General features: G+C 60.6%; 22 protein-coding genes and 1 pseudogene. 14 read left to right on the forward strand and 9 right to left on the reverse strand.

Annotated features, from left to right (window positions below; all coding sequences use genetic code 11):
* Positions 1-13 precede the first annotated feature (13 nt).
* Positions 14-1,582 (forward strand): phospholipase D family protein, encoded by a 1,569-nt coding sequence (locus ACA065_RS29950; protein WP_497692676.1) that lies wholly within the window; start codon positions 14-16, stop codon positions 1,580-1,582.
* A 124-nt stretch (positions 1,583-1,706) separates the two neighbouring features.
* Here the strand turns inward: ACA065_RS29950 and ACA065_RS29955 are convergent, their stop codons facing one another.
* Positions 1,707-2,849 (reverse strand): MFS transporter, encoded by a 1,143-nt coding sequence (locus tag ACA065_RS29955; RefSeq protein ID WP_497692677.1) that lies wholly within the window; start codon positions 2,847-2,849, stop codon positions 1,707-1,709.
* A 187-nt stretch (positions 2,850-3,036) separates the two neighbouring features.
* Positions 3,037-4,530, reverse strand: coding sequence for an aldehyde dehydrogenase (locus tag ACA065_RS29960; RefSeq protein WP_497692678.1), 1,494 nt, complete (start codon positions 4,528-4,530; stop codon positions 3,037-3,039).
* Positions 4,531-4,760: 230 nt separating this feature from the next.
* Between ACA065_RS29960 and ACA065_RS29965 the strand changes: the two genes are divergently transcribed.
* Positions 4,761-5,123, forward strand: coding sequence for a cupin domain-containing protein (locus ACA065_RS29965; RefSeq protein WP_497692679.1), 363 nt, complete (start codon positions 4,761-4,763; stop codon positions 5,121-5,123).
* Between the two features lie 106 nt (positions 5,124-5,229).
* Here ACA065_RS29965 and rpmG read toward each other — a convergent pair whose 3' ends face one another.
* Complete coding sequence (gene rpmG, locus ACA065_RS29970) at positions 5,230-5,385, reverse strand: 50S ribosomal protein L33 (protein ID WP_003176906.1); 156 nt, start codon at positions 5,383-5,385, stop codon at positions 5,230-5,232.
* Between the two features lie 11 nt (positions 5,386-5,396).
* On the reverse strand, positions 5,397-5,630 hold the full coding sequence (gene rpmB, locus ACA065_RS29975) for a 50S ribosomal protein L28 (RefSeq protein ID WP_003176907.1): 234 nt from the start codon (positions 5,628-5,630) through the stop codon (positions 5,397-5,399).
* 458 nt (positions 5,631-6,088) lie between these two features.
* Here rpmB and ACA065_RS29980 point away from each other — a divergent pair, with 458 nt between their 5' ends.
* Entirely contained in the window at positions 6,089-7,681 is a 1,593-nt protein-coding gene (locus tag ACA065_RS29980; protein ID WP_497692680.1) for an ABC transporter substrate-binding protein, read from the forward strand.
* A 29-nt stretch (positions 7,682-7,710) separates the two neighbouring features.
* On the opposite strand, the gene radC is transcribed toward ACA065_RS29980, so the two are convergent.
* A complete protein-coding gene (radC, locus tag ACA065_RS29985; protein ID WP_497692681.1) occupies positions 7,711-8,385 on the reverse strand; it encodes a RadC family protein in 675 nt (224 codons plus the stop codon).
* 155 nt (positions 8,386-8,540) lie between these two features.
* Between radC and coaBC the strand changes: the two genes are divergently transcribed.
* The 4 genes and pseudogenes from coaBC to argB all read left to right on the forward strand — a co-directional run bounded on the left by coaBC (position 8,541) and on the right by argB (position 12,797).
* Complete coding sequence (gene coaBC / locus ACA065_RS29990) at positions 8,541-9,749, forward strand: bifunctional phosphopantothenoylcysteine decarboxylase/phosphopantothenate--cysteine ligase CoaBC (RefSeq protein WP_048723622.1); 1,209 nt, start codon at positions 8,541-8,543, stop codon at positions 9,747-9,749.
* 5 nt (positions 9,750-9,754) lie between these two features.
* The gene (dut, locus tag ACA065_RS29995; RefSeq protein ID WP_497692682.1) at positions 9,755-10,210 is read left to right on the forward strand and encodes a dUTP diphosphatase; all 456 of its coding nucleotides are present in this window, start codon (positions 9,755-9,757) and stop codon (positions 10,208-10,210) included.
* A gap of 264 nt (positions 10,211-10,474) precedes the next feature.
* Positions 10,475-11,872: pseudogene (locus tag ACA065_RS30000) on the forward strand (phosphomannomutase/phosphoglucomutase); the annotation flags it as partial.
* Positions 11,873-11,891: 19 nt separating this feature from the next.
* Positions 11,892-12,797, forward strand: coding sequence for an acetylglutamate kinase (argB, locus tag ACA065_RS30005; protein WP_015886532.1), 906 nt, complete (start codon positions 11,892-11,894; stop codon positions 12,795-12,797).
* A gap of 198 nt (positions 12,798-12,995) precedes the next feature.
* On the opposite strand, the gene pyrE is transcribed toward argB, so the two are convergent.
* Positions 12,996-13,640, reverse strand: a complete 645-nt coding sequence (pyrE, locus tag ACA065_RS30010; protein ID WP_063033848.1) for an orotate phosphoribosyltransferase — start codon at positions 13,638-13,640, stop codon at positions 12,996-12,998.
* Positions 13,641-13,722: 82 nt separating this feature from the next.
* On the opposite strand from pyrE, the gene crc reads away from it, so the two are divergent.
* On the forward strand, positions 13,723-14,502 hold the full coding sequence (gene crc, locus ACA065_RS30015) for a catabolite repression control protein Crc (protein ID WP_003195493.1): 780 nt from the start codon (positions 13,723-13,725) through the stop codon (positions 14,500-14,502).
* 58 nt (positions 14,503-14,560) lie between these two features.
* On the opposite strand, the gene ACA065_RS30020 is transcribed toward crc, so the two are convergent.
* Both ACA065_RS30020 and rph read right to left on the reverse strand, forming a co-directional pair.
* Positions 14,561-14,929 carry a DUF4870 domain-containing protein gene (locus ACA065_RS30020; protein ID WP_497692683.1) on the reverse strand — a complete coding sequence of 123 codons (369 nt, stop codon included), beginning with the start codon at positions 14,927-14,929 and terminating at the stop codon, positions 14,561-14,563.
* A 22-nt stretch (positions 14,930-14,951) separates the two neighbouring features.
* Positions 14,952-15,674: a ribonuclease PH gene (gene rph / locus ACA065_RS30025; RefSeq protein ID WP_497692684.1), complete on the reverse strand. Its 723-nt coding sequence runs from the start codon at positions 15,672-15,674 to the stop codon at positions 14,952-14,954.
* Positions 15,675-15,891: 217 nt separating this feature from the next.
* On the opposite strand from rph, the gene ACA065_RS30030 reads away from it, so the two are divergent.
* The 6 genes from ACA065_RS30030 to ACA065_RS30055 all read left to right on the forward strand — a co-directional run bounded on the left by ACA065_RS30030 (position 15,892) and on the right by ACA065_RS30055 (position 21,188).
* Positions 15,892-16,755 (forward strand): YicC/YloC family endoribonuclease, encoded by an 864-nt coding sequence (locus tag ACA065_RS30030; protein ID WP_497692685.1) that lies wholly within the window; start codon positions 15,892-15,894, stop codon positions 16,753-16,755.
* A 10-nt stretch (positions 16,756-16,765) separates the two neighbouring features.
* Entirely contained in the window at positions 16,766-17,386 is a 621-nt protein-coding gene (gene gmk / locus ACA065_RS30035; RefSeq protein ID WP_010168203.1) for a guanylate kinase, read from the forward strand.
* Between the two features lie 167 nt (positions 17,387-17,553).
* Positions 17,554-17,817 carry a DNA-directed RNA polymerase subunit omega gene (gene rpoZ, locus ACA065_RS30040; protein WP_003176920.1) on the forward strand — a complete coding sequence of 88 codons (264 nt, stop codon included), beginning with the start codon at positions 17,554-17,556 and terminating at the stop codon, positions 17,815-17,817.
* 60 nt (positions 17,818-17,877) lie between these two features.
* Positions 17,878-19,983: a bifunctional GTP diphosphokinase/guanosine-3',5'-bis pyrophosphate 3'-pyrophosphohydrolase gene (gene spoT, locus ACA065_RS30045; protein ID WP_497692686.1), complete on the forward strand. Its 2,106-nt coding sequence runs from the start codon at positions 17,878-17,880 to the stop codon at positions 19,981-19,983.
* Positions 19,984-20,007: 24 nt separating this feature from the next.
* Complete coding sequence (locus ACA065_RS30050; RefSeq protein WP_003176922.1) at positions 20,008-20,388, forward strand: RidA family protein; 381 nt, start codon at positions 20,008-20,010, stop codon at positions 20,386-20,388.
* Between the two features lie 56 nt (positions 20,389-20,444).
* Entirely contained in the window at positions 20,445-21,188 is a 744-nt protein-coding gene (locus ACA065_RS30055) for a hypothetical protein (RefSeq protein ID WP_497692687.1), read from the forward strand.
* Between the two features lie 126 nt (positions 21,189-21,314).
* Here ACA065_RS30055 and ACA065_RS30060 read toward each other — a convergent pair whose 3' ends face one another.
* On the reverse strand, positions 21,315-22,166 hold the full coding sequence (locus ACA065_RS30060) for an SDR family oxidoreductase (protein WP_497692688.1): 852 nt from the start codon (positions 22,164-22,166) through the stop codon (positions 21,315-21,317).
* Between the last annotated feature and the right edge of the window lie 72 nt (positions 22,167-22,238).

The following is a 22,238-nucleotide window of genomic DNA, read 5'->3' on the forward strand; positions in this document are numbered from 1 at the left end:
AGCAGCGCCCTTGATGATTCGACGGCTTTTACCGTTTTTCCTGTTGGGCACCCTGGCCCTCGGCGGCTGCGCTACGGTCAATACTGCGCGCGTCCCCAGCGACGCCCTGCCCGCCGCGCAATCCTCGTTCGGCCGCTCGATCCAGGCCCAGGCCGCGCCGTATCAGGGCCGCTCAGGCTTTCGCCTGCTGCCCAACAGCAGCGAAGCCTTCATGGCCCGCGCCGAACTGATCCGCAACGCCCAAAGCAGCCTCGACCTGCAGTACTACATCGTCCACGATGGCATCAGCACGCGCATGCTGGTGGATGAACTGCTCAAAGCCGCCGACCGTGGTGTGCGCGTGCGCATCTTGCTGGACGACACCACCAGCGATGGCCTCGACCAAGTCATTGCCACCCTCGCCGCCCACCCGCAGATCGAAATCCGCCTGTTCAACCCGCTGCACTTGGGCCGCAGCACCGGCGCAACGCGGGCCATGGGCCGATTGTTCAACCTGTCGCTGCAACACCGGCGCATGCACAACAAACTGTGGCTGGCGGACAACAGCGCGGCCATCGTCGGCGGGCGCAACCTGGGTGACGAGTACTTTGACGCCGAGCCCAACCTGAACTTCACCGACATCGACATGCTCAGCGTCGGCCCGGTGGCCGAACAGCTCGGGCACAGCTTTGACCAGTACTGGAACAGCGCGCTGAGCAAGCCGATTGATGATTTCGTCTCCACCGCCCCGTCCAAGGCCGACCTGGCCGCCGCGCGCGTGCGCCTGCAAGACTCGCTGGCCGAATCTCGCCAACAGAACCATGCCCTGTATAACCGCTTGCGCACCTACCAGACCCAGCCACGCATGGACATCTGGCGCCGCGAGCTGATCTGGGCCTGGAACCAGGCGTTGTGGGATGCGCCGAGCAAGGTGCTGGCCAAGGCCGACCCGGACCCGCGGTTGCTGCTCACCACGCAACTGGCGCCGGAGCTGGAAGGCGTCAACCATGAGCTGATCATGATTTCGGCGTACTTCGTGCCCGGCCAGCCTGGGCTGGTGTACCTGACCGGCCGCGCCGACGCGGGGGTGTCGGTGAGCTTGCTGACCAACTCATTGGAGGCCACCGACGTTCCGGCCGTGCACGGCGGCTATGCGCCGTATCGCAAGGCGCTGCTGGAGCACGGCGTAAAACTCTACGAACTGCGCCGCCAACCCGGCGACCCCAGCGCAGGCAGCGGCCCGCACCTGTTTCGTCGGGGCTCGTTCCGTGGCTCGGACTCCAGCCTGCACAGCAAGGCGATGATTTTTGATCGGGAGAAGTCGTTTATCGGCTCGTTCAACTTCGACCCGCGTTCGGTGTTGTGGAACACCGAAGTCGGCGTGCTGGTAGACAGCCCCGAGCTGGCGGAACACGTGCGCAACCTGGCGTTGCAAGGTATGGCGCCGGCGTTGAGCTATGAGGCGAAATTGCAGGATGGCCAAGTGGTGTGGGTGACCGAGGACAACGGCCAATTGCACACGCTGACCCGCGAACCTGGCAGCTGGTGGCGCCGCTTTAATGCCTGGTTCGCCACCTCAGTCGGCCTGGAACGGATGCTCTAAGAACAATGAAGATCAACTGTGGGAGCGGGCTTGCTCGCGAAGGCGGTGGATCAGTCAATACGTCCGTCAACTGACACACCGTATTCGCGAGCAAGCCCGCTCCCACATTTGATTGCATTTCAAGTCAGGCAGGCTGTGCAGCGCCGAACGCCCCTTGGCGCAGCAACAGCACCACCAGCCCCAACGCCCCGGCCGCCATCAGCAACGGCAATGCATGCCCGCTGATCCACTGGCTGCCCGCACCCGCCACCAGCGGCCCTATCAGGCAGCCAATGCCCCACAGCTGCGCCACGTGGGCATTCGCGCGTACCAGCGCATCGTCGCGGTAACGCTCGCCGATCAGGATCAGCGACAAGGTGAACAACCCACCGGCACTGGCGCCAAAGATCACCCACACCGGCCAGATCAGCGGCGTGAGCAGCAGCAGCGGAATTGCCAGGCTCGAGGCCAGCAGCAACACCGCACAGCTCAAGAACAGCGTGCGGCGCGGCAGGTAATCGGCCAATGCGCCGATGGGCAGCTGCAACAACGCGTCGCCGACCACCACCGTGCTGACCATGGCCAAGGCGACCTCAGCCGTGAACCCTTGCTGCAGGCAATACACCGGCAGCAACGTCAGAATCATCGCTTCGAACGCAGCGAACAACGCCACCGCCCAGGCAATCGCCGGCAGGCTTAAGCAGAAGCGCCACAAATCACCGAAGGTGACGCTGAAGGATTCGGCGGTCGGCGCACCGGAACGCCCCAGCAACAGCAGCGGCGCGACCATCAACAGGCCCACGCCCACCCAGAAGCCGTAATCATGGTCGGTGCCCAGCACGCCCAGCAGCAAGGGCCCCGACAATTGGCTCAAGGCATACGTGCAGCCATACAGCGCCACCAAGCGGCCGCGCCATTGCTCGATGACCAACTGGTTGATCCAGCTTTCGCCAAGGATGAACACGATGGTCAGGATCACCCCGATCATCAGCCGCAGCACCAGCCAGACCGGGTAGCTAGGCAAGATTGCCAGCAGACCGATGGACACCGCACCGGCCCACAGGCACAGACGCATCAGGTTGGCGGTGCCCAGCCATGAGGCCATGCGGCTGGAAACCTTGGCGCCCAGCAGGACGCCGAAGGCAGGCATCGCTGCCATCACGCCAATGGCGAAACTGCCGTAGCCCCAGCCTTCCAGGCGCAGGGACACCAGCGGCATGCTGACGCCCAGCGCCAGGCCGACGCTAAGTACCGAGGCCAGCACGGCAAAATAAGTCGCCCAACGCATTTCCACGCTCCTGTGGATAATTTTGAGAACACACAAAACAGTGTGGGAGCGGGCTTAGGTGGGAGCAGGGCTTGCCCGCGATGCAAGCACCTCGGTGTGTCAGCCACACTTCGGTGATGCTATCGCAGGCAAGCCAGCTCCCACAAAAGCCCGCTCCCACATTTGGCCTGCGGTGTTTCCTACAGGGTTACAGCTTGATCCAGGTCGCCTTCAGCTCGGTGTACTTGTCGAACGCGTGCAGCGACTTGTCGCGACCGTTACCCGACTGTTTGAAGCCACCAAACGGGGCAGTCATGTCACCGCCATCGTATTGGTTGACCCACACGCTACCCGCGCGCAAGGCCTTGGCAGTCAGGTGCGCCTTGGAGATATCCGCCGTCCACACCGCTGCGGCCAGGCCGTATTGGGTGTCGTTGGCGATGGCGATGGCCTCTTCGGCGCTGTCGAAGGTGATCACCGACAAAACGGGGCCGAAGATCTCTTCCTGGGCGATTTTCATGGCGTTAGTCACGCCGTCAAAAATCGTCGGCTCAACGTAAGTACCACCGGTTTCTTCCAGCGTGCGCTTGCCGCCCGCGACCAGCTTGGCGCCGTCGGCATGGCCAGCTTCGATGTACGACAGCACGGTGTTCATCTGCTGGGTGTCCACCAGCGCGCCGACGGTAGTTGCCGGGTCCAGCGGGTTGCCTGGCTTCCAGCCCTTGAGGGCCTCGATCACCAGCGGCAGGAATTTGTCCTTGATGGAACGCTCCACCAGCAGGCGCGAACCAGCGGTGCAGACTTCGCCCTGGTTGAAGGCGATGGCACCCGCGGCGGACTCGGCGGCGGCTTGCAGGTCCGGCGCATCGGCGAACACGATGTTCGGGCTCTTGCCGCCGGCTTCCAGCCACACGCGCTTCATGTTCGACTCGCCGGAGCGAATCAACAGTTGCTTGGCAATCTTGGTGGAGCCGGTGAACACCAGCGTGTCGACATCCATGTGCAGCGCCAGCGCGTTGCCCACGGTGTGGCCGTAGCCCGGCAGCACGTTGAACACGCCTTTTGGGATACCGGCTTCAACGGCCAGGGCCGCGATGCGGATGGCGGTCAGTGGGGATTTTTCGGACGGCTTGAGGATCACCGAGTTACCGGTGGACAGCGCCGGGCCGAGTTTCCAGCAAGCCATCATCAACGGGAAGTTCCACGGCACGATTGCGCCGACCACGCCAACCGGCTCGCGGGTCACCAGACCCAATTGATCGTGTGGAGTGGCGGCAACTTCGTCGTAAATTTTGTCGATCGCCTCGCCGCTCCAGCTCAGGGCATTGGCCGCGCCTGGGACGTCGATGCCAAGCGAATCACTGATTGGCTTGCCCATGTCCAGGGTTTCGAGCAGCGCCAGCTCTTCGGCATTGGCCTTGAGCAAGGCTGCGAAACGGATCATGGCAGATTTGCGTTTGGCCGGCGCCAGGCGCGACCAAACACCAGAATTGAACGTGGCGCGGGCATTTTCTACGGCGCGCTGAGCATCGGCTGCGTCACAGCTGGCAACGGTTGCCAGCAGGCGGCCATCGACCGGGCTGATGCATTCGAACGTGTCACCGGAAACAGCAGCGGTGTATTCGCCATTGATATAGGCGCGGCCTTCGATCTTCAGATCCTTGGCGCGTTGTTCCCAGTCGGCACGGGTCAGGGTGGTCATGCGAGCGTCCTCCTCTTATTGAATACAAGGGCCAGGTGATGTCCCCCGGCAGCCTCAAAGAATTCTTGCCCGGCCAGCCTGCTGTTCGGCTCAAGGCAGCTGCCACCCTAAACCAGCGGCTGGGGGTGTTTCAATATATTTGACACAACGGCAGTAAACGCCCTTGCGATGTTCATTTTAATAAACATAGACTTTGGGCTCTCCAACCGCAGGCCAGACGGGAAACGCACATGAGCATCCAGGACATCGTCGACTTCAGCCAAGCCAACACCGCCCCCGAACGCTACCGGCCTGCCGCCGAAAAAGTCCTCAAGGGCGACCCCGAACAAACCCTCTACAACCACTACAACAGCCCGTGCGGCCAGATGAGCGCCGGGGTCTGGGAAGGTGAAGTCGGGCAGTGGAAGGTCAACTACAGCGAGCATGAGTATTGCGAGATTGTGCAGGGCGTTTCGGTGCTACGCGATGTTGACGGCAACGCCAAAACCTTGCGTGCCGGCGATCGCTTCGTGATCCCCGCCGGCTTCAGCGGCACCTGGGAAGTGCTCGAACCGTGCCGCAAGATCTACGTGGTGTTCGAACAAAAAGCCTGACGCGCAGCGTCACAGGCGGCGTTCCCACGCAGAGCGTGGGAACGAGCAGGCAAAAAAAAGCCCGACTCGTGAGAGACGGGCTTTTTTTCACAAGGAAGAAAATCAATTACTTGATTTTGCCTTCTTTGTAGATCACGTGCTTGCGAACGCGCGGGTCGAACATTTTCTTTTCGAGCTTGTCCGGGGTAGTACGCTTGTTCTTGTCGGTAGTGTAGAAGTGACCAGTACCGGCGCTAGAGATCATTCGAATCAATTCACGCATGATAAAGCTCCTTAAATCTTGCCAGCGGCGCGGATTTCGGCCAGCACGACAGTGATGCCACGCTTGTCGATGATACGCATGCCTTTGGCAGATACACGCAGGCGAACAAAACGTTTCTCTTCTTCAACCCAGAAGCGGTGATGCTGCAGGTTCGGCAGGAAACGACGACGGGTTTTGTTATTTGCGTGGGAAATGTTATTCCCAGTCACCGGACCCTTACCGGTAACTTGACAGACTCTCGACATGCCTCAGCCCTCTAAAACCACATGCCCAACCCGGCATGGGTTGGCCGCTTAATCTCTCAGTCATTTGGCGCCAGGCGCCGCGTTTCTTTAAGGGTCTTACCGGCTACACCTACAGTGAAGGAACCGGGCCCCTAGAAAAGAGCGCTGCTTTATACCAGAAAGACCCCAGTGCAACAACAGCCCGTGTGTTTTTACCGGCGTAAATCTCGGCGACAGACGCCTGAACCGTTGCCAGGAGGGGCCGCTGTAACAGCCGACCGCTCGTCGCACAGAATGATTTACAGCGCCCGCACGCACGATGAAGTGCACGGCGAAACGCGCTGAGGCGCCATCAAAACAGCATTTTGCCCAAATGCACAGGCAAAAATGGGCTAGTCATTTATCAATCAGACCTCTACGGTAGGCTTTTTCCAGACTGCACTCGCAGATGGGCCTTCGATCTGCAAAGGAAACCGAATATGCGCCTCGCTGCCCTACCGCTATTGCTAGCCCCTTTATTTATCGCGCCGGCGGCCCTCGCTGCCACCAGCCTGAGCGTTTGCACCGAAGCCAGCCCCGAGGGGTTCGACGTGGTGCAATACAACTCGCTGACCACCACCAATGCCTCGGCCGACGTGCTGATGAACCGCCTGGTGGACTACGACGCGAACAGCGGCAAATTGGTACCGAGCCTCGCAGACAGCTGGGACGTTTCGCCGGACGGCCTGACATACACCTTCAAGCTGCACCCCGGTGTGAAGTTCCACCGTACCGAATACTTCACCCCGAGCCGGACCCTGACCGCAGAAGACGTGCGCTTCAGCTTCGAACGCATGCTCGACCCGGCCAACCCGTGGCACAAGATCGCCCAGAGCGGCTTCCCGCATGCGCAGTCGCTGCAATTGCCGACACTGGTCAAGAAGATCGATGCGCTCGACCCGCTGACCGTGCGCTTTACCCTGGACCACGCCGACTCAACCTTCCTCGCCGCACTGAGCATGGGTTTTGCCTCGATCTACCCGGCCGAATACGCCGACAAGCTGTTGAAGGCCGGCACGCCAGAGAAACTCAACAGCCAACCGATCGGCACGGGGCCGTTCGTTTTTGTGCGCTTCCAGAAGGATGCCGTGGTTCGCTACAAAGCCAACCCGGATTACTTTGCCGGCAAACCGGCTGTGGATAACTTGCTCTTCGCCATTACCCCGGACGCCAATGTGCGCCTGCAGAAGCTGCACCGCGACGAATGCCAGATCGCCCTGTCGCCCAAGCCGCTGGATGTGGGCGAAGCCGAAAAAGACCCGGCATTGAAAGTGGAAAAAACCGCCGCATTCATGACCGCATTCGTGGCCATCAACAGCCAGCATCCGCCGTTGGACAAACCGGAAGTGCGCCAGGCGATCAACCTGGCGTTCGACAAAAACAGCTACCTCAAGGCCGTGTTTGAAGGCACTGCCGAAGCGGCCAATGGTATTTACCCACCGAATACCTGGAGCTATGCCAAGGACTTGCCAGGTTATCCACAGGACATCGCCAAGGCCAAGACGCTGCTCGACCGCGCCGGGCTAAAGGACGGTTTCAAGACCACCATTTGGACGCGCCCGACTGGCAGCCTGCTGAACCCCAACCCTAACCTCGGCGCACAGCTGTTGCAGGCAGACCTGGCCAAGATCGGCATCCAGGCAGAAATACGCGTGATTGAGTGGGGCGAACTGATTCGCCGCGCCAAGGCCGGTGAACATGACCTGCTGTTCATGGGCTGGGCTGGCGATAATGGCGACCCGGATAACTTCCTGACCCCGCAGTTCTCTTGCGCGGCGGTAAAATCGGGCACCAACTTCGCCCGCTACTGCGACCCCGCCCTGGACAAACTGATCAGCGCCGGCAAGACCACCAGCGAACAAGGCGTGCGCAGCAAGCTGTATCAGCAGGCCCAGGCGCAGATCCAGCAGCAGGCATTATGGCTGCCACTGGCGCACCCGACCGCGTTTGCCCTGGCCCGCAAAAATGTCAAGGGTTACCAGGTGAGCCCGTTCGGGCGCCAGGACTTCTCCAAGGTCAGCGTCAAGCCCTGACAACCCGCCCCGCCCTCAACCGGGCGGGGCTACAACCACCCGTATTCGGCCATCGACAGCGGGTCACCATCGCCCACGATGATGTGATCCAGCACCCGCACATCCACCATTTCCAAGGCCTTTTGCAGCAATTTGGTTAATTTTCGATCAGCCGCACTCGGCTCGACGCTCCCGGAAGGATGGTTGTGACACAGGATCAACGCGGCCGCGTTGTATTCAAGTGCGCGCTTGACCACTTGCCGCGGATAGACCACGGCCGCGTCGATGGTGCCCTGGAACAACGCCTCGAAACCCAGCACCCGGTGCTTTGAGTCGAGAAACAGGCAGCCGAAGATCTCGTGGGGCTCATGACGCAACAACGCCTTGAGGTAATCGCGCACGGCCAAGGGGCTTTCGAGCACCGAGTCTGCGCGCAGGCGTTCGGCCATATGGCGTCGAGACATTTCCAGCACGGCCTGCAACTGGGCGTATTTCGCCGGCCCCAGCCCCAAATGCCTGCTGAACAACGCCTGGCTGGCCTCCAGCAATGGGCGAAGGCCACCGAATTGCGCCAACAAATGGCGCGCCAGGTCGACCGCGCTTTTGCCGGAAACCCCGGTACGCAGGAAGATGGCTAACAGCTCGGCATCCGACAGGCTTGCCGCGCCCCATTCCAAAAGTTTCTCCCGTGGACGTTCCGCCACAGGCCAATCGCGAATACTCATCCCACCTCCCTTCCATCCATAGGCGCCATGTGCGCCGCTGTTGCCAAGCGGACGCTGTGTTATCGTAAGCCCTCTTTTTTGCGTGCGATTTCTCCTGGGGAGGGGGCATCGCAGGCGTCACTGAACTGGCATCACTGAACTGGAAAGGCAAACCAATGCAGCGTCTGTATCGGAAACGCATCGTTCTCGGCGTCGGCGGCGGCATTGCCGCCTACAAGAGCGCAGAGCTGGTTCGCAGGCTCCTGGACCAGGGCGCCGAAGTGCGCGTGGTCATGACTCGCGGTGGCAGTGAGTTCATCACCCCACTGACCATGCAAGCCCTGTCCGGCCACCCGGTTCACCTCGACCTGCTGGACCCGGCAGCCGAAGCCGCCATGGGCCATATCGAGCTGGCCAAATGGGCCGACCTGGTGCTGATCGCCCCGGCCACCGCCGACCTGATCGCCCGCCTGGCCCAAGGCATCGCCGATGACCTGCTGACCACGTTGGTACTGGCCACCGACGCCACCGTCGCCATTGCCCCGGCCATGAACCAGGCCATGTGGCGCGACCCGGCCACCCAGGCCAATACCCAACTGCTGCAAAGCCGAGGCCTCAAGGTGTTCGGCCCGGCGTCCGGCAGCCAGGCCTGCGGCGACGTCGGCATGGGCCGCATGCTCGAAGCCACCGACCTGGCGCTGTGCGCCGCCGAGTGCTTCCAGCACCTGGCCCTCACCGGCAAGCACGTGCTGATCACCGCCGGCCCGACCCAGGAAAACATCGACCCGGTGCGCTACATCACCAACCATAGCTCAGGGAAAATGGGCTTTGCCTTGGCGGAAGCTGCGGTCGAGGCAGGCGCGCGCGTCACCTTGATCACCGGCCCGGTGCACTTACCGACCCCTGATCGGGTCACGCGCATCGACGTAGTCAGCGCCCGGGACATGTTGGCGGCGTGTGAGGCCGCCATTCCCTGCGACCTGTTTATCGCCTCGGCTGCGGTTGCGGACTACCGCCCTGAAGTCGTCGCCCCGCAAAAGCTTAAGAAAGACCCTACAAGCGGCGACGGCCTGCTCCTGCAAATGGTGCGCAACCCGGACATCCTGGCAACCATCGCCACGCGCCCGGACCGCCCGTTCAGCGTCGGCTTTGCCGCCGAGACCGAGCACCTGCTGGACTACGCCGCACGCAAACTGAAAGACAAAAACCTCGACCTGATCGTTGCCAATGATGTCGCCAACCCGAGCATCGGCTTCAACAGCGAGGAAAATGCCATCAGCGTGATCGACCGCGAGTTGCACGCCACCGTTTTCGCCCAGACCAGCAAAGGCAAGATTGCCCGCCAACTGATCTCATTTATCGCCCAACGGCTGAACCAGGTTTAATTTACATGCACGCTTTGCAAGCCAAGATCCTCGACCCACGCATCGGCAACGAATTCCCACTGCCGGACTACGCCACCCCAGGCTCCGCCGGGCTGGACCTGCGCGCCATGCTCAAGGAAGACACCGTCCTCGAGCCAGGCCAGACCCTTCTGATCCCGACCGGCCTGTCGATCTACGTCGGCGATCCGGGCCTGGCGGCATTGATCCTGCCGCGCTCCGGCCTGGGCCATAAACACGGCATCGTGCTGGGCAACCTGGTCGGCCTGATCGACTCCGATTACCAGGGCGAGCTGATGGTGTCGTGCTGGAACCGTGGCCAAACCGCTTTCAACATCGCCGTCGGCGAGCGTATCGCCCAGCTGGTACTGGTGCCGGTGGTGCAGGCGCACTTCGAGCTGGTGCAGGAATTCGACGAGACCCAGCGCGGCGCAGGCGGTTTCGGGCATTCCGGCAGCCACTGACCAAGCTGAATCAGGCCGGACACCTTTGTCCGGCCCGACGCCACCGCAAGGCTTTTCAGGACGAAGAATGCGCGGTCCCAATCAGCGAGATTTCACCATTGAAATCAACGTATTACGCAGCCACAAACACAGAGCACCCGCGCCAGTGGCATTTTTGCACCACGAACTCTCTGCCGAAAAAGCCGTCATACCCTTCAGTTTGCGCCCGCCGGTCAGCCACATTCAGGCCAGCCTTGCCCCTTTCAGATGGAGTTTCCCCACGCGATGAGTACCGCAGCCCGAGTAGCCCCGACATTCCCCGACAGCATCTTTCGCGCCTACGACATTCGTGGCGTCGTGCCTAAGACCCTGACTGCCGAAACCGCCTACTGGATCGGCCGCGCCATCGGCTCCCAGAGCCTGGCCCAGGGCGAACCCAACGTCTCGGTCGGCCGTGATGGCCGCTTGTCCGGCCCCGAGCTGGTCGAGCAACTGATCCAGGGCCTGGCCGACAGCGGCTGCCACGTCAGCGATGTCGGCCTGGTGCCAACGCCTGCGCTGTACTACGCAGCCAACGTACTGGCCGGCAAGTCCGGGGTGATGCTCACCGGCAGCCATAACCCATCGGACTACAACGGTTTCAAGATTGTCATCGCCGGTGACACCCTGGCCAACGAGCAGATCCAGGCCCTGCACGACCGCCTGAAGACCAACGACCTGACCAGCGGCACCGGCAGCGTCACCAAGGTCGACATTCTTCAACGCTACTCCGACCAGATCACCGGTGACGTCAAACTTGCCCGCCGCCTCAAAGTGGTAGTGGACTGCGGCAACGGCGCGGCCGGCGTAATCGCCCCGCAACTGCTCGAAGCCCTGAACTGCGAAGTGATCCCGCTGTTCTGCGACGTCGACGGCAACTTCCCCAACCACCACCCGGACCCGGGCAAGCCTGAAAACCTGGTAGACCTGATCGCCAAGGTCAAGGAAACCGGCGCCGATGTAGGCCTGGCCTTTGACGGTGACGGCGACCGTGTTGGCGTAGTAACAAACACTGGCGAAAACGTGTTCGCTGACCGCCTGCTGATGCTGTTTGCCCGTGACGTGGTGGCCCGCAACCCCAACGCCGAAATCATCTTCGACGTGAAATGCACCCGCCGCCTTACGCCGCTGATCAAGGAATACGGCGGTCGCCCACTAATGTGGAAGACCGGCCACTCGTTGATCAAAAAGAAAATGAAGGAAACCGGCGCGCTGTTGGCCGGCGAAATGAGCGGCCACGTGTTCTTCAAAGAGCGCTGGTTCGGGTTTGACGACGGCATTTACAGCGCCGCCCGTCTGCTGGAGATCCTCAGCAAGGAAAAATCCACGGCGCAGGAGCTGTTTCAGACCTTTCCGAATGATATTTCTACGCCAGAGATCAATATCCATGTGACCGAGGAGAGCAAATTCAGCATCATTGACGCACTGCACGATGCGCAATGGGGTGAAGGCGCCAACCTGACCACCATTGATGGTGTGCGAGTCGATTACGCCAAAGGCTGGGGCCTGGTTCGCGCGTCCAACACCACACCGGTGCTGGTCCTGCGTTTCGAGGCGGATACCGAGGCTGAGTTGCAGCGCATCAAGGACGTGTTCCACGCCCAATTGAAACGTGTTGCCCCTGATCTCCAATTACCGTTCTGATTTTTTACCGGAGCCCTGAATGACCCTCGAACGCGAAGCCGCTGCCAATACTGCCAAGGTCCTGTCCGAAGCGTTGCCTTACATTCGACGCTACGTCGGCAAGACGTTGGTGATCAAGTACGGCGGCAATGCCATGGAAAGCGATGAGCTGAAAACCGGCTTTGCCCGCGACATCGTGTTGATGAAAGCCGTCGGGATCAACCCGGTGGTGGTGCACGGTGGTGGCCCGCAAATCGGCGACCTGCTCAAGCGTTTGTCGATCGAGAGTCACTTCATCGATGGCATGCGCGTCACTGACGCGCAAACCATGGACGTGGTGGAGATGGTCCTCGGCGGCCAGGTCAACAAAGACATCGTCAACCTGATCAACCGTCATGGCGGCAGCGCCATCGGCCTGACCGGCAAGGACGCGGAGCTGATCCGCGCGAAAAAGCTGACCGTTACCCGTCAGACGCCGGAGATGACCCAGCCGGAAATCATCGACATTGGTCAGGTAGGCGAAGTGATCGGTATCAACACCGACCTGCTGAACCTGCTGGTCAAGGGCGATTTCATCCCGGTGATCGCGCCAATCGGCGTGGGTGCCAACGGTGAGTCCTACAACATCAACGCCGACCTGGTAGCCGGCAAGGTGGCCGAGGCGCTGAAGGCTGAAAAGCTGATGCTGCTGACCAACATCGCCGGCCTGATGGACAAGGAAGGCAAGGTTTTGACCGGCCTGACTACCCAGCAAGTCGACGAGCTGATCGCCGACGGCACCATCTATGGCGGCATGCTGCCGAAAATCCGTTGCGCACTGGAAGCAGTGCAAGGCGGCGTGGGTAGTTCGCTGATCCTGGATGGGCGCGTGCCGAATGCGATCCTGCTGGAAATCTTCACCGATACCGGTGTGGGCACGTTGATCAGTAACCGCAAGCGTCCTTAAACGCTGAAAAACAAAAGGCCCCGCTCAATCAAATTGAGCGGGGCCTTTTTTATGAGGTCTTCAAGGTGAAATGCAATCCAATGTGGGAGCAGGCTTGCTCGCGAATGCGGAGTGTCAGCCAATACATCTGCTGAATGACCGACCGCTTTCGCGAGCAAGCCCGCTCCCACAAGGGGTTTGCGATGCCTTTAGATCGCCTCAGACGCCGAACTGCTCGCGGTACGCTTTGACCGCCGGCAAATGCTGCTTGAGCTGTGGGTCATCTTCCAGGAACTGCAACACCTGGTTCAGCGACACGATACTCACCACCGGAATGCCGAAATCACGTTCAACTTCCTGGATCGCCGACAACTCGCCATTGCCGCGCTCCTGGCGGTTCAGTGCGATCAGCACGCCGGCCGCCTTGGCGCCGTCCTGGGAAGCAATGATCTGCATCACTTCACGGATGGCGGTGCCGGCGGTGATCACGTCGTCGATGATCAGCACGTCGCCCTTGAGCGGAGCACCCACCAGGCTGCCACCTTCGCCATGGGCCTTGGCCTCTTTGCGGTTGAAGCACCACGGCAGGTCCAGCCCGTGATGTTCAGCCAACGCCACGGCAGTCGCGGCCGCCAGCGGGATGCCCTTGTAGGCTGGACCGAACAGTACGTCGAAGGAAATGCCGCTTTCAACGATGGCTGCCGCGTAGAAACGACCCAGCTGAGCCAGGGCCGAACCCGAGTTGAACAAGCCTGCATTGAAGAAGTACGGGCTGGTACGCCCGGACTTCAACGTGAACTCACCGAAGCGTAAAACGCCGCGATCGATGGCAAAACGAATGAAATCGCGTTGATACGCCTGCATGAAAAAAGCCTCAGATACCACGGATTTAGCTAATTAGGTAGACGGCGTGTATCATACACGCACGCGATTTTTGGGGCCATTTATGCGGATCATCAGTGTGAACGTCAATGGTATTCAGGCTGCAGTCGAGCGTGGTTTGCTCAGTTGGCTGCAAGCACAGAATGCCGACGTCATCTGCCTGCAGGACACCCGCGCCTCCGCCTTTGAACTGGACGACCCAGCCTTCCAACTGGATGGCTACTTCCTTTATGCCTGCGATGCCGAAGTGCCCACCCAAGGTGGCGTGGCTTTGTACTCGCGGTTGCAACCCAAGGCGGTCATCAGCGGCCTCGGCTTCGAGACAGCCGACCGCTACGGGCGCTACCTGCAAGCCGATTTCGACAAGGTCAGCATCGCGACCTTGCTGCTCCCTTCGGGGCAGAACGGCGATGAAGACTTGAACCAGAAGTTCAAGCTAATGGACGATTTCGCCCGTTACTTGGATAAACAGCGGCGCAAACGTCGCGAGTACATTTACTGTGGCTCGCTGTATGTGGCGCAACAAAAGCTGGATATCAAGAACTGGCGCGACAGCCAGCAATCCCCGGGCTTCCTGGCACCTGAGCGTGCTTGGATGGACGAGATTGTCGGCAACATGGGCTATGTCGATGCCCTGCGCGAAGTCAGCCGTGAAGGCGACCAGTACAGCTGGTGGCCGGATAACGAACAGGCTGAGATGCTCAACCTGGGCTGGCGTTTCGACTACCAGCTGCTGACTCCAGGCCTGCGCCGTTTTGTTCGCAGCGCACGCCTGCCGCGTCAGCCACGCTTCTCGCAGCATGCGCCGCTGATCGTGGACTACGACTGGACACTGACCATCTGAGGTCTTTTTCCAGGCACAAAAAAACCGACATCGCTGTCGGTTTTTTTGTGGGCGCTCATTATTTGACCAGCCGCCAAGTGAAGGGATAGCGATAAGCGATCCCCTTGTTGGCCTTGATCGAACCGATGATCGTCAGCACCACGGTCGCGATTGCCAGCGCAGTCATCAGGAAAAAACCAATTATGGCGAAGGCCAGCACGATGCAAACCAGCCAGGCAATGGCCACGGTGATCTGGAAGTTCAAGGCTTCCTTGCCCTGATCATCAATGAACGGGTCCACTTCCTTCTTCATCTGCCACAGGATCAGCGGCCCTATGACACTGCCGAAGGGGAACACAAACCCCAGAAACGCCGCGAGGTGACACAACATTGCGCCCTGACGCACTTCATAGGAAGGCGTGGGCACCGGCAGTTGGCTGTCATTCATAGCGTTTCTCCTTGGGGCCGAATCAGTCAGCCAGTGCGGCGTTCTGCAGTTCGAAGATTTCGGTCATGCCTTTCTGGGCCAGTGCCAGCATGGCGTTCAGGTCCGCCGGCTGGAATGGCGCGCCTTCAGCGGTGCCCTGCACTTCGATGAAACCACCAGTGCTGGTCATTACCACGTTCAGGTCGGTCTCGGCAGCCGAGTCTTCCAGGTAGTCCAGGTCCAGTACGGGCTCGCCCTGGTACATGCCAACCGATACGGCGGCGATCATCTGCTTGAGCGGGTCGCCGGCTTTCAGGCCGCCACGCTTCTTGATCACTTTCAGTGCGTCAACCAGGGCCACCATGGCGCCGGTGATGGAAGCAGTGCGGGTGCCGCCGTCAGCCTGGATCACGTCGCAATCGACGTACAGGGTCACGTCGCCCAGCTTGGACATGTCCAAGGCTGCGCGCAGCGAACGACCGATCAGACGCTGGATCTCCAGGGTGCGGCCGCCTTGTTTGCCACGGCTGGCTTCACGCTGGTTACGCTCGCCGGTGGCGCGCGGCAGCATGCCGTACTCGGCAGTCAACCAACCCTGGCCCTGGCCCTTGAGGAAACGCGGCACGCCGTTTTCGACGCTGACGGTGCAGATCACCTTGGTATCGCCAAACTCGACCAGTACAGATCCCTCGGCGTGTTTGGTGTAGTTGCGGGTGAGGCGGATCGAGCGGAGCTGATCGGCAGCGCGACCACTTGGACGTTTCATAGGGGATACCTGTACGGAGGACGAAAAACTGCCGAGCATTATAGAGCCGCGAACCGTTTCGGGGCACTTCTAAAAAATTCGGTTACGAATGATTAGCCTGGCGCCCATTGTTTGGGCGCGCTCGCCTCACTGCGCTACAATCCTGCGCCTTCGCAGCCTGTCGGCTTCAATTTACCCATCAGCCCGTATTTGCGGGACTGCATCGCGAGGTACTTCCATGGTGCACAGCATGACCGCCTTCGCCCGCGTCGAAAAAGCCGGCGCCCAAGGCACCCTGAGCTGGGAACTGCGCTCGGTCAACAGCCGTTACCTGGAGCCGCACCTGCGCCTGCCGGAATCCTTCCGCGACCTCGAAGGCGCCGTACGTGAAGCACTGCGCCAGGGCATTTCCCGCGGCAAGCTGGAATGCACCCTGCGTTTTACCGAAGAAACCACCGGCAAGCCGCTGCAGGTCGACCGCGACCGCGCCGCGCAACTGGTCGCCGCCGCTGAAACCATCGCTGGCCTGATCAAACAGCCTGCCGCGCTAAACCCGCTGGAAGTGCTGGCCTGGCCTGGCGTACTGGTGGCCGACGCCACCGACCCGCAGGCTCTCAACGCCGAAGCCCTCGCCCTGTTCACCCAGGGCTTGAAGGAGCTCAAGGCCGGCCGCGAGCGAGAAGGCGCTGAACTGGCGCGCCTGATCAACGAGCGCCTGACCTCGATTGAAGAAGACGTGGTCACCCTGCGCGAGCTGGTGCCGCAGATGCTCGCCACCCAGCGCCAGAAAGTCCTGGACCGCTTCACCGACATGAAGGCCGACCTCGACCCGACGCGCCTGGAGCAGGAGATGGTCCTGCTGGCGCAGAAGAGTGACGTGGCCGAAGAGCTCGACCGCCTGAGTACCCACATCCTCGAAGTGCGCCGCGTATTAAAGTCCGCCGGTGCCGCTGGTCGGCGCCTGGACTTCCTGATGCAGGAACTCAACCGCGAAGCCAATACACTAGGCTCCAAGGCGTTTGATCCGCGCAGCACTACGGCTGCGGTCAACCTCAAAGTGTTGATCGAGCAGATGCGCGAACAAGTACAGAATATTGAGTAAGGCAACTTTCATGACCCACAGCACCGGCACCCTTTACATCATTTCCGCCCCTTCGGGCGCGGGCAAAAGCAGCCTGGTCAAGGCCCTCACCGACGCTGACGAGCAGATCCGCATCTCGGTCTCGCACACCACCCGCGCCATGCGCCCGGGCGAAGTGAACGGCGTGCACTATCACTTCGTCGAGCGCACCGAGTTCGTGAAGATGATCGAACACGGTGACTTCCTGGAGCGCGCCGAAGTGTTCGGTAACCTCTACGGCACCTCGCAAAGCCATTTGCAGCAGACGCTGGACGAAGGCCACGACCTGATCCTGGAAATCGACTGGCAGGGCGCCGAGCAAGTGCGTCAGCTGATGCCCAAGGCGCGCTCGATCTTCATCCTGCCGCCTTCGCTTGAAGCCCTGCACCAGCGCCTGACCAATCGCGGCCAGGACAGCGACGAGATCATCGAAGGCCGCATGCGTGAAGCCGTCAGCGAAATGAGCCACTACGTCGACTACGACTACTTGATCATCAATGACGATTTCGCCCATGCCCTGGACGATTTGAAGGCGATTTTCCGCACCAATCAGCTCCAGCAAAAGCGCCAACAGCAGCGTTTTGGCAAATTACTCGCCGAACTGCTCGGCTGATTGGCTCTTCCCAAAACGGCTGCAAGGGCTTTACATTGGCACTTGTAGCGGTTTTGCGAGGGCTTGCGAGAAATCAGCGCTTCCCTAAACGCTGGTGATTTTTTAAACTGTTCAGTCCGCTCGCCCAACCGGGCAGCGCGCATCTTGCATTCGCTCCGAGGAATACCATGGCCCGCGTAACCGTTGAAGACTGCCTAGAACACGTGGATAACCGCTTTGAGCTGGTCATGCTCTCTACCAAGCGTGCCCGTCAACTGGCCACTGGCGGCAAAGAGCCCCTGGTCCAGTGGGAAAATGACAAGCCTACCGTTGTCGCCCTGCGTGAAATCGCTGAAGGCCTGATGAGCTACGAGTTCATCGCCAACGCCGAAATCGTTGAAGACGAACCGCTGTTTGCAGCGTTCGAGGACGAGTCCAACGAGGCCGTCTAAGCCTATGCCTGGTCGACGTAGCACGGCGCGGGGTCACAGCCAACGGCAGGAGTTAACACTTTGCCGAGCATAGACGCCCTCGCCGATCGCTTATCGGCCTACCTCGGCCCAGACCAGGTCAACCTGGTCCGCCGAGCGTATTTCTACGCCGAACAAGCCCACGACGGCCAACGCCGACGCAGTGGCGAGGCGTATGTCACGCATCCTCTTGCCGTGGCAAATATTCTAGCCGACATGCACATGGACCATCAGAGCCTGATGGCCGCGATGCTGCATGACGTAATCGAAGACACCGGCATTGCCAAGGAAGCGCTCAGTGCGCAATTTGGCGAAACCGTGGCCGAACTGGTCGACGGGGTCAGCAAGCTGACCCAGATGAACTTCGAGACCAAGGCCGAAGCCCAGGCGGAAAACTTCCAGAAGATGGCCATGGCCATGGCCCGAGACATTCGGGTGATCCTGGTCAAGCTGGCCGACCGGCTGCACAACATGCGCACGCTGGAAGTGCTGTCCGGCGAAAAACGCCGGCGCATCGCCAAGGAAACCCTGGAAATCTACGCGCCCATCGCCAACCGGCTGGGCATGCACGCCATTCGTATCGAATTCGAAGACCTCGGCTTCAAGGCCATGCATCCGATGCGCTCCGCGCGCATCTACCAGGCAGTCAAGCGCGCCCGGGGCAATCGCAAGGAAATCGTCAACAAGATCGAAGAGTCGCTGAGCCATTGCCTGGCGATCGACGAGATTGAAGGCGAGGTCAGCGGCCGACAAAAGCACATCTATGGCATCTACAAGAAGATGCGCGGCAAGCGTCGCGCCTTCAACGAGATCATGGACGTGTACGCGTTCCGCATCATCGTCGACAAGGTCGACACCTGCTACCGCGTGCTGGGTGCTGTACATAATTTGTACAAACCCCTGCCGGGCCGCTTCAAGGACTACATCGCCATTCCCAAGGCCAACGGCTATCAGTCGCTGCATACCACGCTGTTCGGTATGCACGGGGTGCCGATCGAGATTCAGATCCGCACCCGGGAAATGGAAGAGATGGCCAACAACGGCATCGCCGCCCATTGGCTGTACAAATCCAGCGGTGACGAGCAACCGAAGGGCACGCATGCCCGCGCCCGTCAGTGGGTCAAAGGCGTGCTGGAAATGCAGCAACGTGCCGGCAACTCCCTGGAATTCATCGAAAGCGTGAAGATCGACCTGTTCCCGGACGAGGTCTACGTGTTTACGCCCAAAGGCCGGATCATGGAGCTGCCCAAAGGCTCCACGGCGGTCGACTTTGCCTACGCGGTGCACACCGACGTCGGCAACAGCTGCATCGCTTGCCGGATCAACCGTCGTCTCGCGCCGCTGTCCGAACCGCTGCAAAGCGGCTCCACGGTCGAGATCGTCAGCGCACCGGGCGCACGCCCGAACCCGGCCTGGCTCAATTTTGTGGTCACCGGCAAGGCGCGTACGCATATTCGCCACGCCCTCAAACTGCAGCGTCGCTCCGAATCCATCAGCCTCGGCGAACGCCTGCTGAACAAGGTGCTCAACGGTTTCGACAGCGCCCTGGAGAAGATCCCGGCCGAGCGCGTACAGGCGATGCTCCACGAGTATCGCCAGGAAACCATCGAAGACTTGCTGGAAGATATCGGCCTGGGCAACCGCATGGCCTATGTAGTCGCCCGTCGCCTGCTTGGCGAAGGCGAACAGCTGCCAAGCCCCGAAGGCCCGCTGGCAATTCGCGGCACTGAAGGCCTGGTACTCAGCTACGCCAAATGCTGCACGCCGATTCCGGGCGACCCGATTGTCGGGCACCTGTCTGCAGGCAAAGGCATGGTCGTGCACCTGGACAACTGCCGCAATATCACTGAAATCCGTCACAACCCCGAGAAATGCATCCAGCTCTCCTGGGCCAAGGATGTTACCGGCGAATTCAACGTCGAGCTGCGCGTTGAGCTGGAGCACCAGCGCGGCCTGATCGCCCTGCTGGCCAGCAGCGTCAACGCGGCCGACGGCAATATCGAGAAAATCAGCATGGATGAGCGCGATGGCCGCATCAGCGTGGTCCAACTGGTGGTCAGCGTGCACGACCGCGTGCACCTGGCTCGCGTGATCAAGAAACTGCGCGCCCTGATCGGGGTGATTCGCATCACCCGCATGCGTGCATAGCCGATCTCTTACAAGGAGTCACTCATGACCAAGACTGTTATCACCAGCGACAAGGCCCCCGCCGCCATCGGTACTTACTCCCAGGCGATCAAGGCAGGCAACACCGTCTACATGTCCGGCCAGATCCCGCTCGACCCAAAGACCATGGAACTGGTTGAAGGCTTTGAAGCACAAACCGTCCAGGTCTTCGAAAACCTCAAGTCCGTTGCCGAAGCCGCCGGCGGTTCGTTCAAGGACATCGTCAAGCTGAACATCTTCCTCACCGACCTGAGCCACTTCGCCAAGGTCAACGAGATCATGGGCAAGTACTTCGAACAGCCGTACCCAGCCCGCGCCGCCATCGGCGTTGCCGCCCTGCCAAAGGGCGCGCAGGTTGAGATGGACGCGATTCTGGTCATCGAGTAAAACACCCGACGCAGCCTTCACAGGCTGCGTCGACTTCGTTTCAGAAGGATTTAGTAATGCGCAAAGCGCTTGTAGCCTTATCAACGTTCGCCCTGTTGCTCGGCGGCTGCGCCAGCAACCCCGCCGACCTGGATGTGAGTGGCACCTGGATCAACCAGGCCGCCATCAACGCGGCTGCCAAGGGCGGCCCTTTGCGTGAAGCGCTGCAAACCTATGGCCCAAACCTCGAGTGGGAGGTCAACACCAAGGCTTTCCAGGCGCGCTACTACAACGGTTTTGAAGTCGCCGAAGGCAAGCTGGTCAGCGAAAAACCCGGCGCCTGGAGCGTCGACTTCTATGGCAGCTCCGCCACCGAACTCAAGCGTAAAGGCAAGCAACTGCTGCAAGTGGCCAACGACAATGAGCCTGAGCAACTGTTTGCCCGTGCCAAAGACCCAGCCCCCGAAGGCGCGCCACTGGGCGCCAACTTCGAGCGCGCGCTGTATGCAGCCTACATGGGCGGCGACTGGAAGATCACCGACGGCACCGGTGACGGCGCCACGGTACAGTTCCAGGCTGACGGCAAAGTCGCCGGCTTGCCAGGTGTCGACCGGTACTCGCTGTGCCTGGCCGGTGACTGCGCCTCGATGAGCGGCGGCTACGACAGCATCTGGCTGCAACTGAACGGCCAGGGCAACCCGTGGATCTTTGCCCGCAAAGGCAAGCAGCTGGAAATCTTCCAGGCGGTGAACACTTCGCAAACGGATGAAGTGCCTTCCTTCACCCCTGGCCCTCGCCAGTGGCTGCTGGAAAAGAAATAAGCAGCCTCACGCGGATATAAATGTGGGAGCTGGCTTGCCTGCGATAGCGGTGTATCAGTCACATCATTGTTGGATGTGACACCGTCATCGCAAGCAAGCCAGCTCCCACATTTTTTTGACCGTGTTTTAGCCCTTCAGGATCGCCGCATACCCTTCGCGATAGGTCGAATACGTCGGCACCCAGCCCAGCGCCTTCGCTCGGGCATTGCTGCACTGCTTGCTGCCGGCACGGCGCACACTGGCGTCTTCTGACCACTCGGTAACACCCAGATACTCGCGCAGCCAGGCCACTACCTCAGCCAACGGCGCGGGCGCATCGTCCACACCGATGTAAATCTTGTCCAGCGAACCGCCCTGCTCCACATGCCGCAACAAAAAGGCCAACAAACCCGCCGCGTCATCCGCGTGAATCCGGTTGCCATATAAAGGTGGATCAACCGCCACGCGATAGCCTTGGCGCACCTGGGTCAACAGCCATTCGCGACCGGGACCGTAAATGCCGGTCAACCGCACGATGCTCGCCGGGATGCCGCTGTTGAGCGCCACTTGCTCGGCTTCCAGCATGACTTGACCGGAATAGCCCTTCGCCTGGGTGTCGGACGTTTCGTCGACCCATTCACCGTTCTGCTGGCCATACACGCTGCTGCTGGACACAAACAGTAAATGCTTGGGCGCCTGACCGTAGTCGCTCAGCCACTCCAACACATGCTGCAACCCTTGCACGTAAGCAGCGCGATAGCCGGCCTCATCGTGGTCGGTCGCCGCAGCGCAATACACCAGGTAATCCACCCCGCCGATCGGCCAAGTGTCCGGGCAGTCCTTTTTGAACAGGTCACCGGCGATACCGATTACACCCTCGGGAAGCCGCGAAACATCGCGGCGCAGGCCATGAACCTCCCATTCCGAGGCCAGCAATTGGCTAGCCAGCCGACTACCCACATCGCCGCAACCGGCAATTACAACAGAAGGCGCAGACATCATAAAACTCCGTTCTTAAAGGCGCAGATTAGCCGCCGAAGATGACCAGCGGCCAGCAAAAGGACAAATTAA

It is taken from the genome of Pseudomonas sp. LBUM1640, assembly GCF_059716225.1.

Coding starts and splice junctions, on each gene's coding strand:
- dut (WP_497692682.1), top strand. CDS start 9,755: ATGCACGCTTTGCAAGCCAAGATCCTCGACCCACGCATCGGCAACGAA.
- rpmB (WP_003176907.1), bottom strand. CDS start 5,630: ATGTCGAGAGTCTGTCAAGTTACCGGTAAGGGTCCGGTGACTGGGAAT.
- rpoZ (WP_003176920.1), top strand. CDS start 17,554: ATGGCCCGCGTAACCGTTGAAGACTGCCTAGAACACGTGGATAACCGC.
- gmk (WP_010168203.1), top strand. CDS start 16,766: ATGACCCACAGCACCGGCACCCTTTACATCATTTCCGCCCCTTCGGGC.
- ACA065_RS29965 (WP_497692679.1), top strand. CDS start 4,761: ATGAGCATCCAGGACATCGTCGACTTCAGCCAAGCCAACACCGCCCCC.
- ACA065_RS29960 (WP_497692678.1), bottom strand. CDS start 4,530: ATGACCACCCTGACCCGTGCCGACTGGGAACAACGCGCCAAGGATCTG.
- ACA065_RS30050 (WP_003176922.1), top strand. CDS start 20,008: ATGACCAAGACTGTTATCACCAGCGACAAGGCCCCCGCCGCCATCGGT.
- ACA065_RS30060 (WP_497692688.1), bottom strand. CDS start 22,166: ATGTCTGCGCCTTCTGTTGTAATTGCCGGTTGCGGCGATGTGGGTAGT.
- ACA065_RS30055 (WP_497692687.1), top strand. CDS start 20,445: ATGCGCAAAGCGCTTGTAGCCTTATCAACGTTCGCCCTGTTGCTCGGC.
- coaBC (WP_048723622.1), top strand. CDS start 8,541: ATGCAGCGTCTGTATCGGAAACGCATCGTTCTCGGCGTCGGCGGCGGC.
- argB (WP_015886532.1), top strand. CDS start 11,892: ATGACCCTCGAACGCGAAGCCGCTGCCAATACTGCCAAGGTCCTGTCC.
- ACA065_RS29955 (WP_497692677.1), bottom strand. CDS start 2,849: ATGCGTTGGGCGACTTATTTTGCCGTGCTGGCCTCGGTACTTAGCGTC.
- ACA065_RS30020 (WP_497692683.1), bottom strand. CDS start 14,929: ATGAATGACAGCCAACTGCCGGTGCCCACGCCTTCCTATGAAGTGCGT.
- ACA065_RS29980 (WP_497692680.1), top strand. CDS start 6,089: ATGCGCCTCGCTGCCCTACCGCTATTGCTAGCCCCTTTATTTATCGCG.
- ACA065_RS30030 (WP_497692685.1), top strand. CDS start 15,892: ATGGTGCACAGCATGACCGCCTTCGCCCGCGTCGAAAAAGCCGGCGCC.
- pyrE (WP_063033848.1), bottom strand. CDS start 13,640: ATGCAGGCGTATCAACGCGATTTCATTCGTTTTGCCATCGATCGCGGC.
- ACA065_RS29950 (WP_497692676.1), top strand. CDS start 14: ATGATTCGACGGCTTTTACCGTTTTTCCTGTTGGGCACCCTGGCCCTC.
- crc (WP_003195493.1), top strand. CDS start 13,723: ATGCGGATCATCAGTGTGAACGTCAATGGTATTCAGGCTGCAGTCGAG.
- rph (WP_497692684.1), bottom strand. CDS start 15,674: ATGAAACGTCCAAGTGGTCGCGCTGCCGATCAGCTCCGCTCGATCCGC.
- rpmG (WP_003176906.1), bottom strand. CDS start 5,385: ATGCGTGAATTGATTCGAATGATCTCTAGCGCCGGTACTGGTCACTTC.
- radC (WP_497692681.1), bottom strand. CDS start 8,385: ATGAGTATTCGCGATTGGCCTGTGGCGGAACGTCCACGGGAGAAACTT.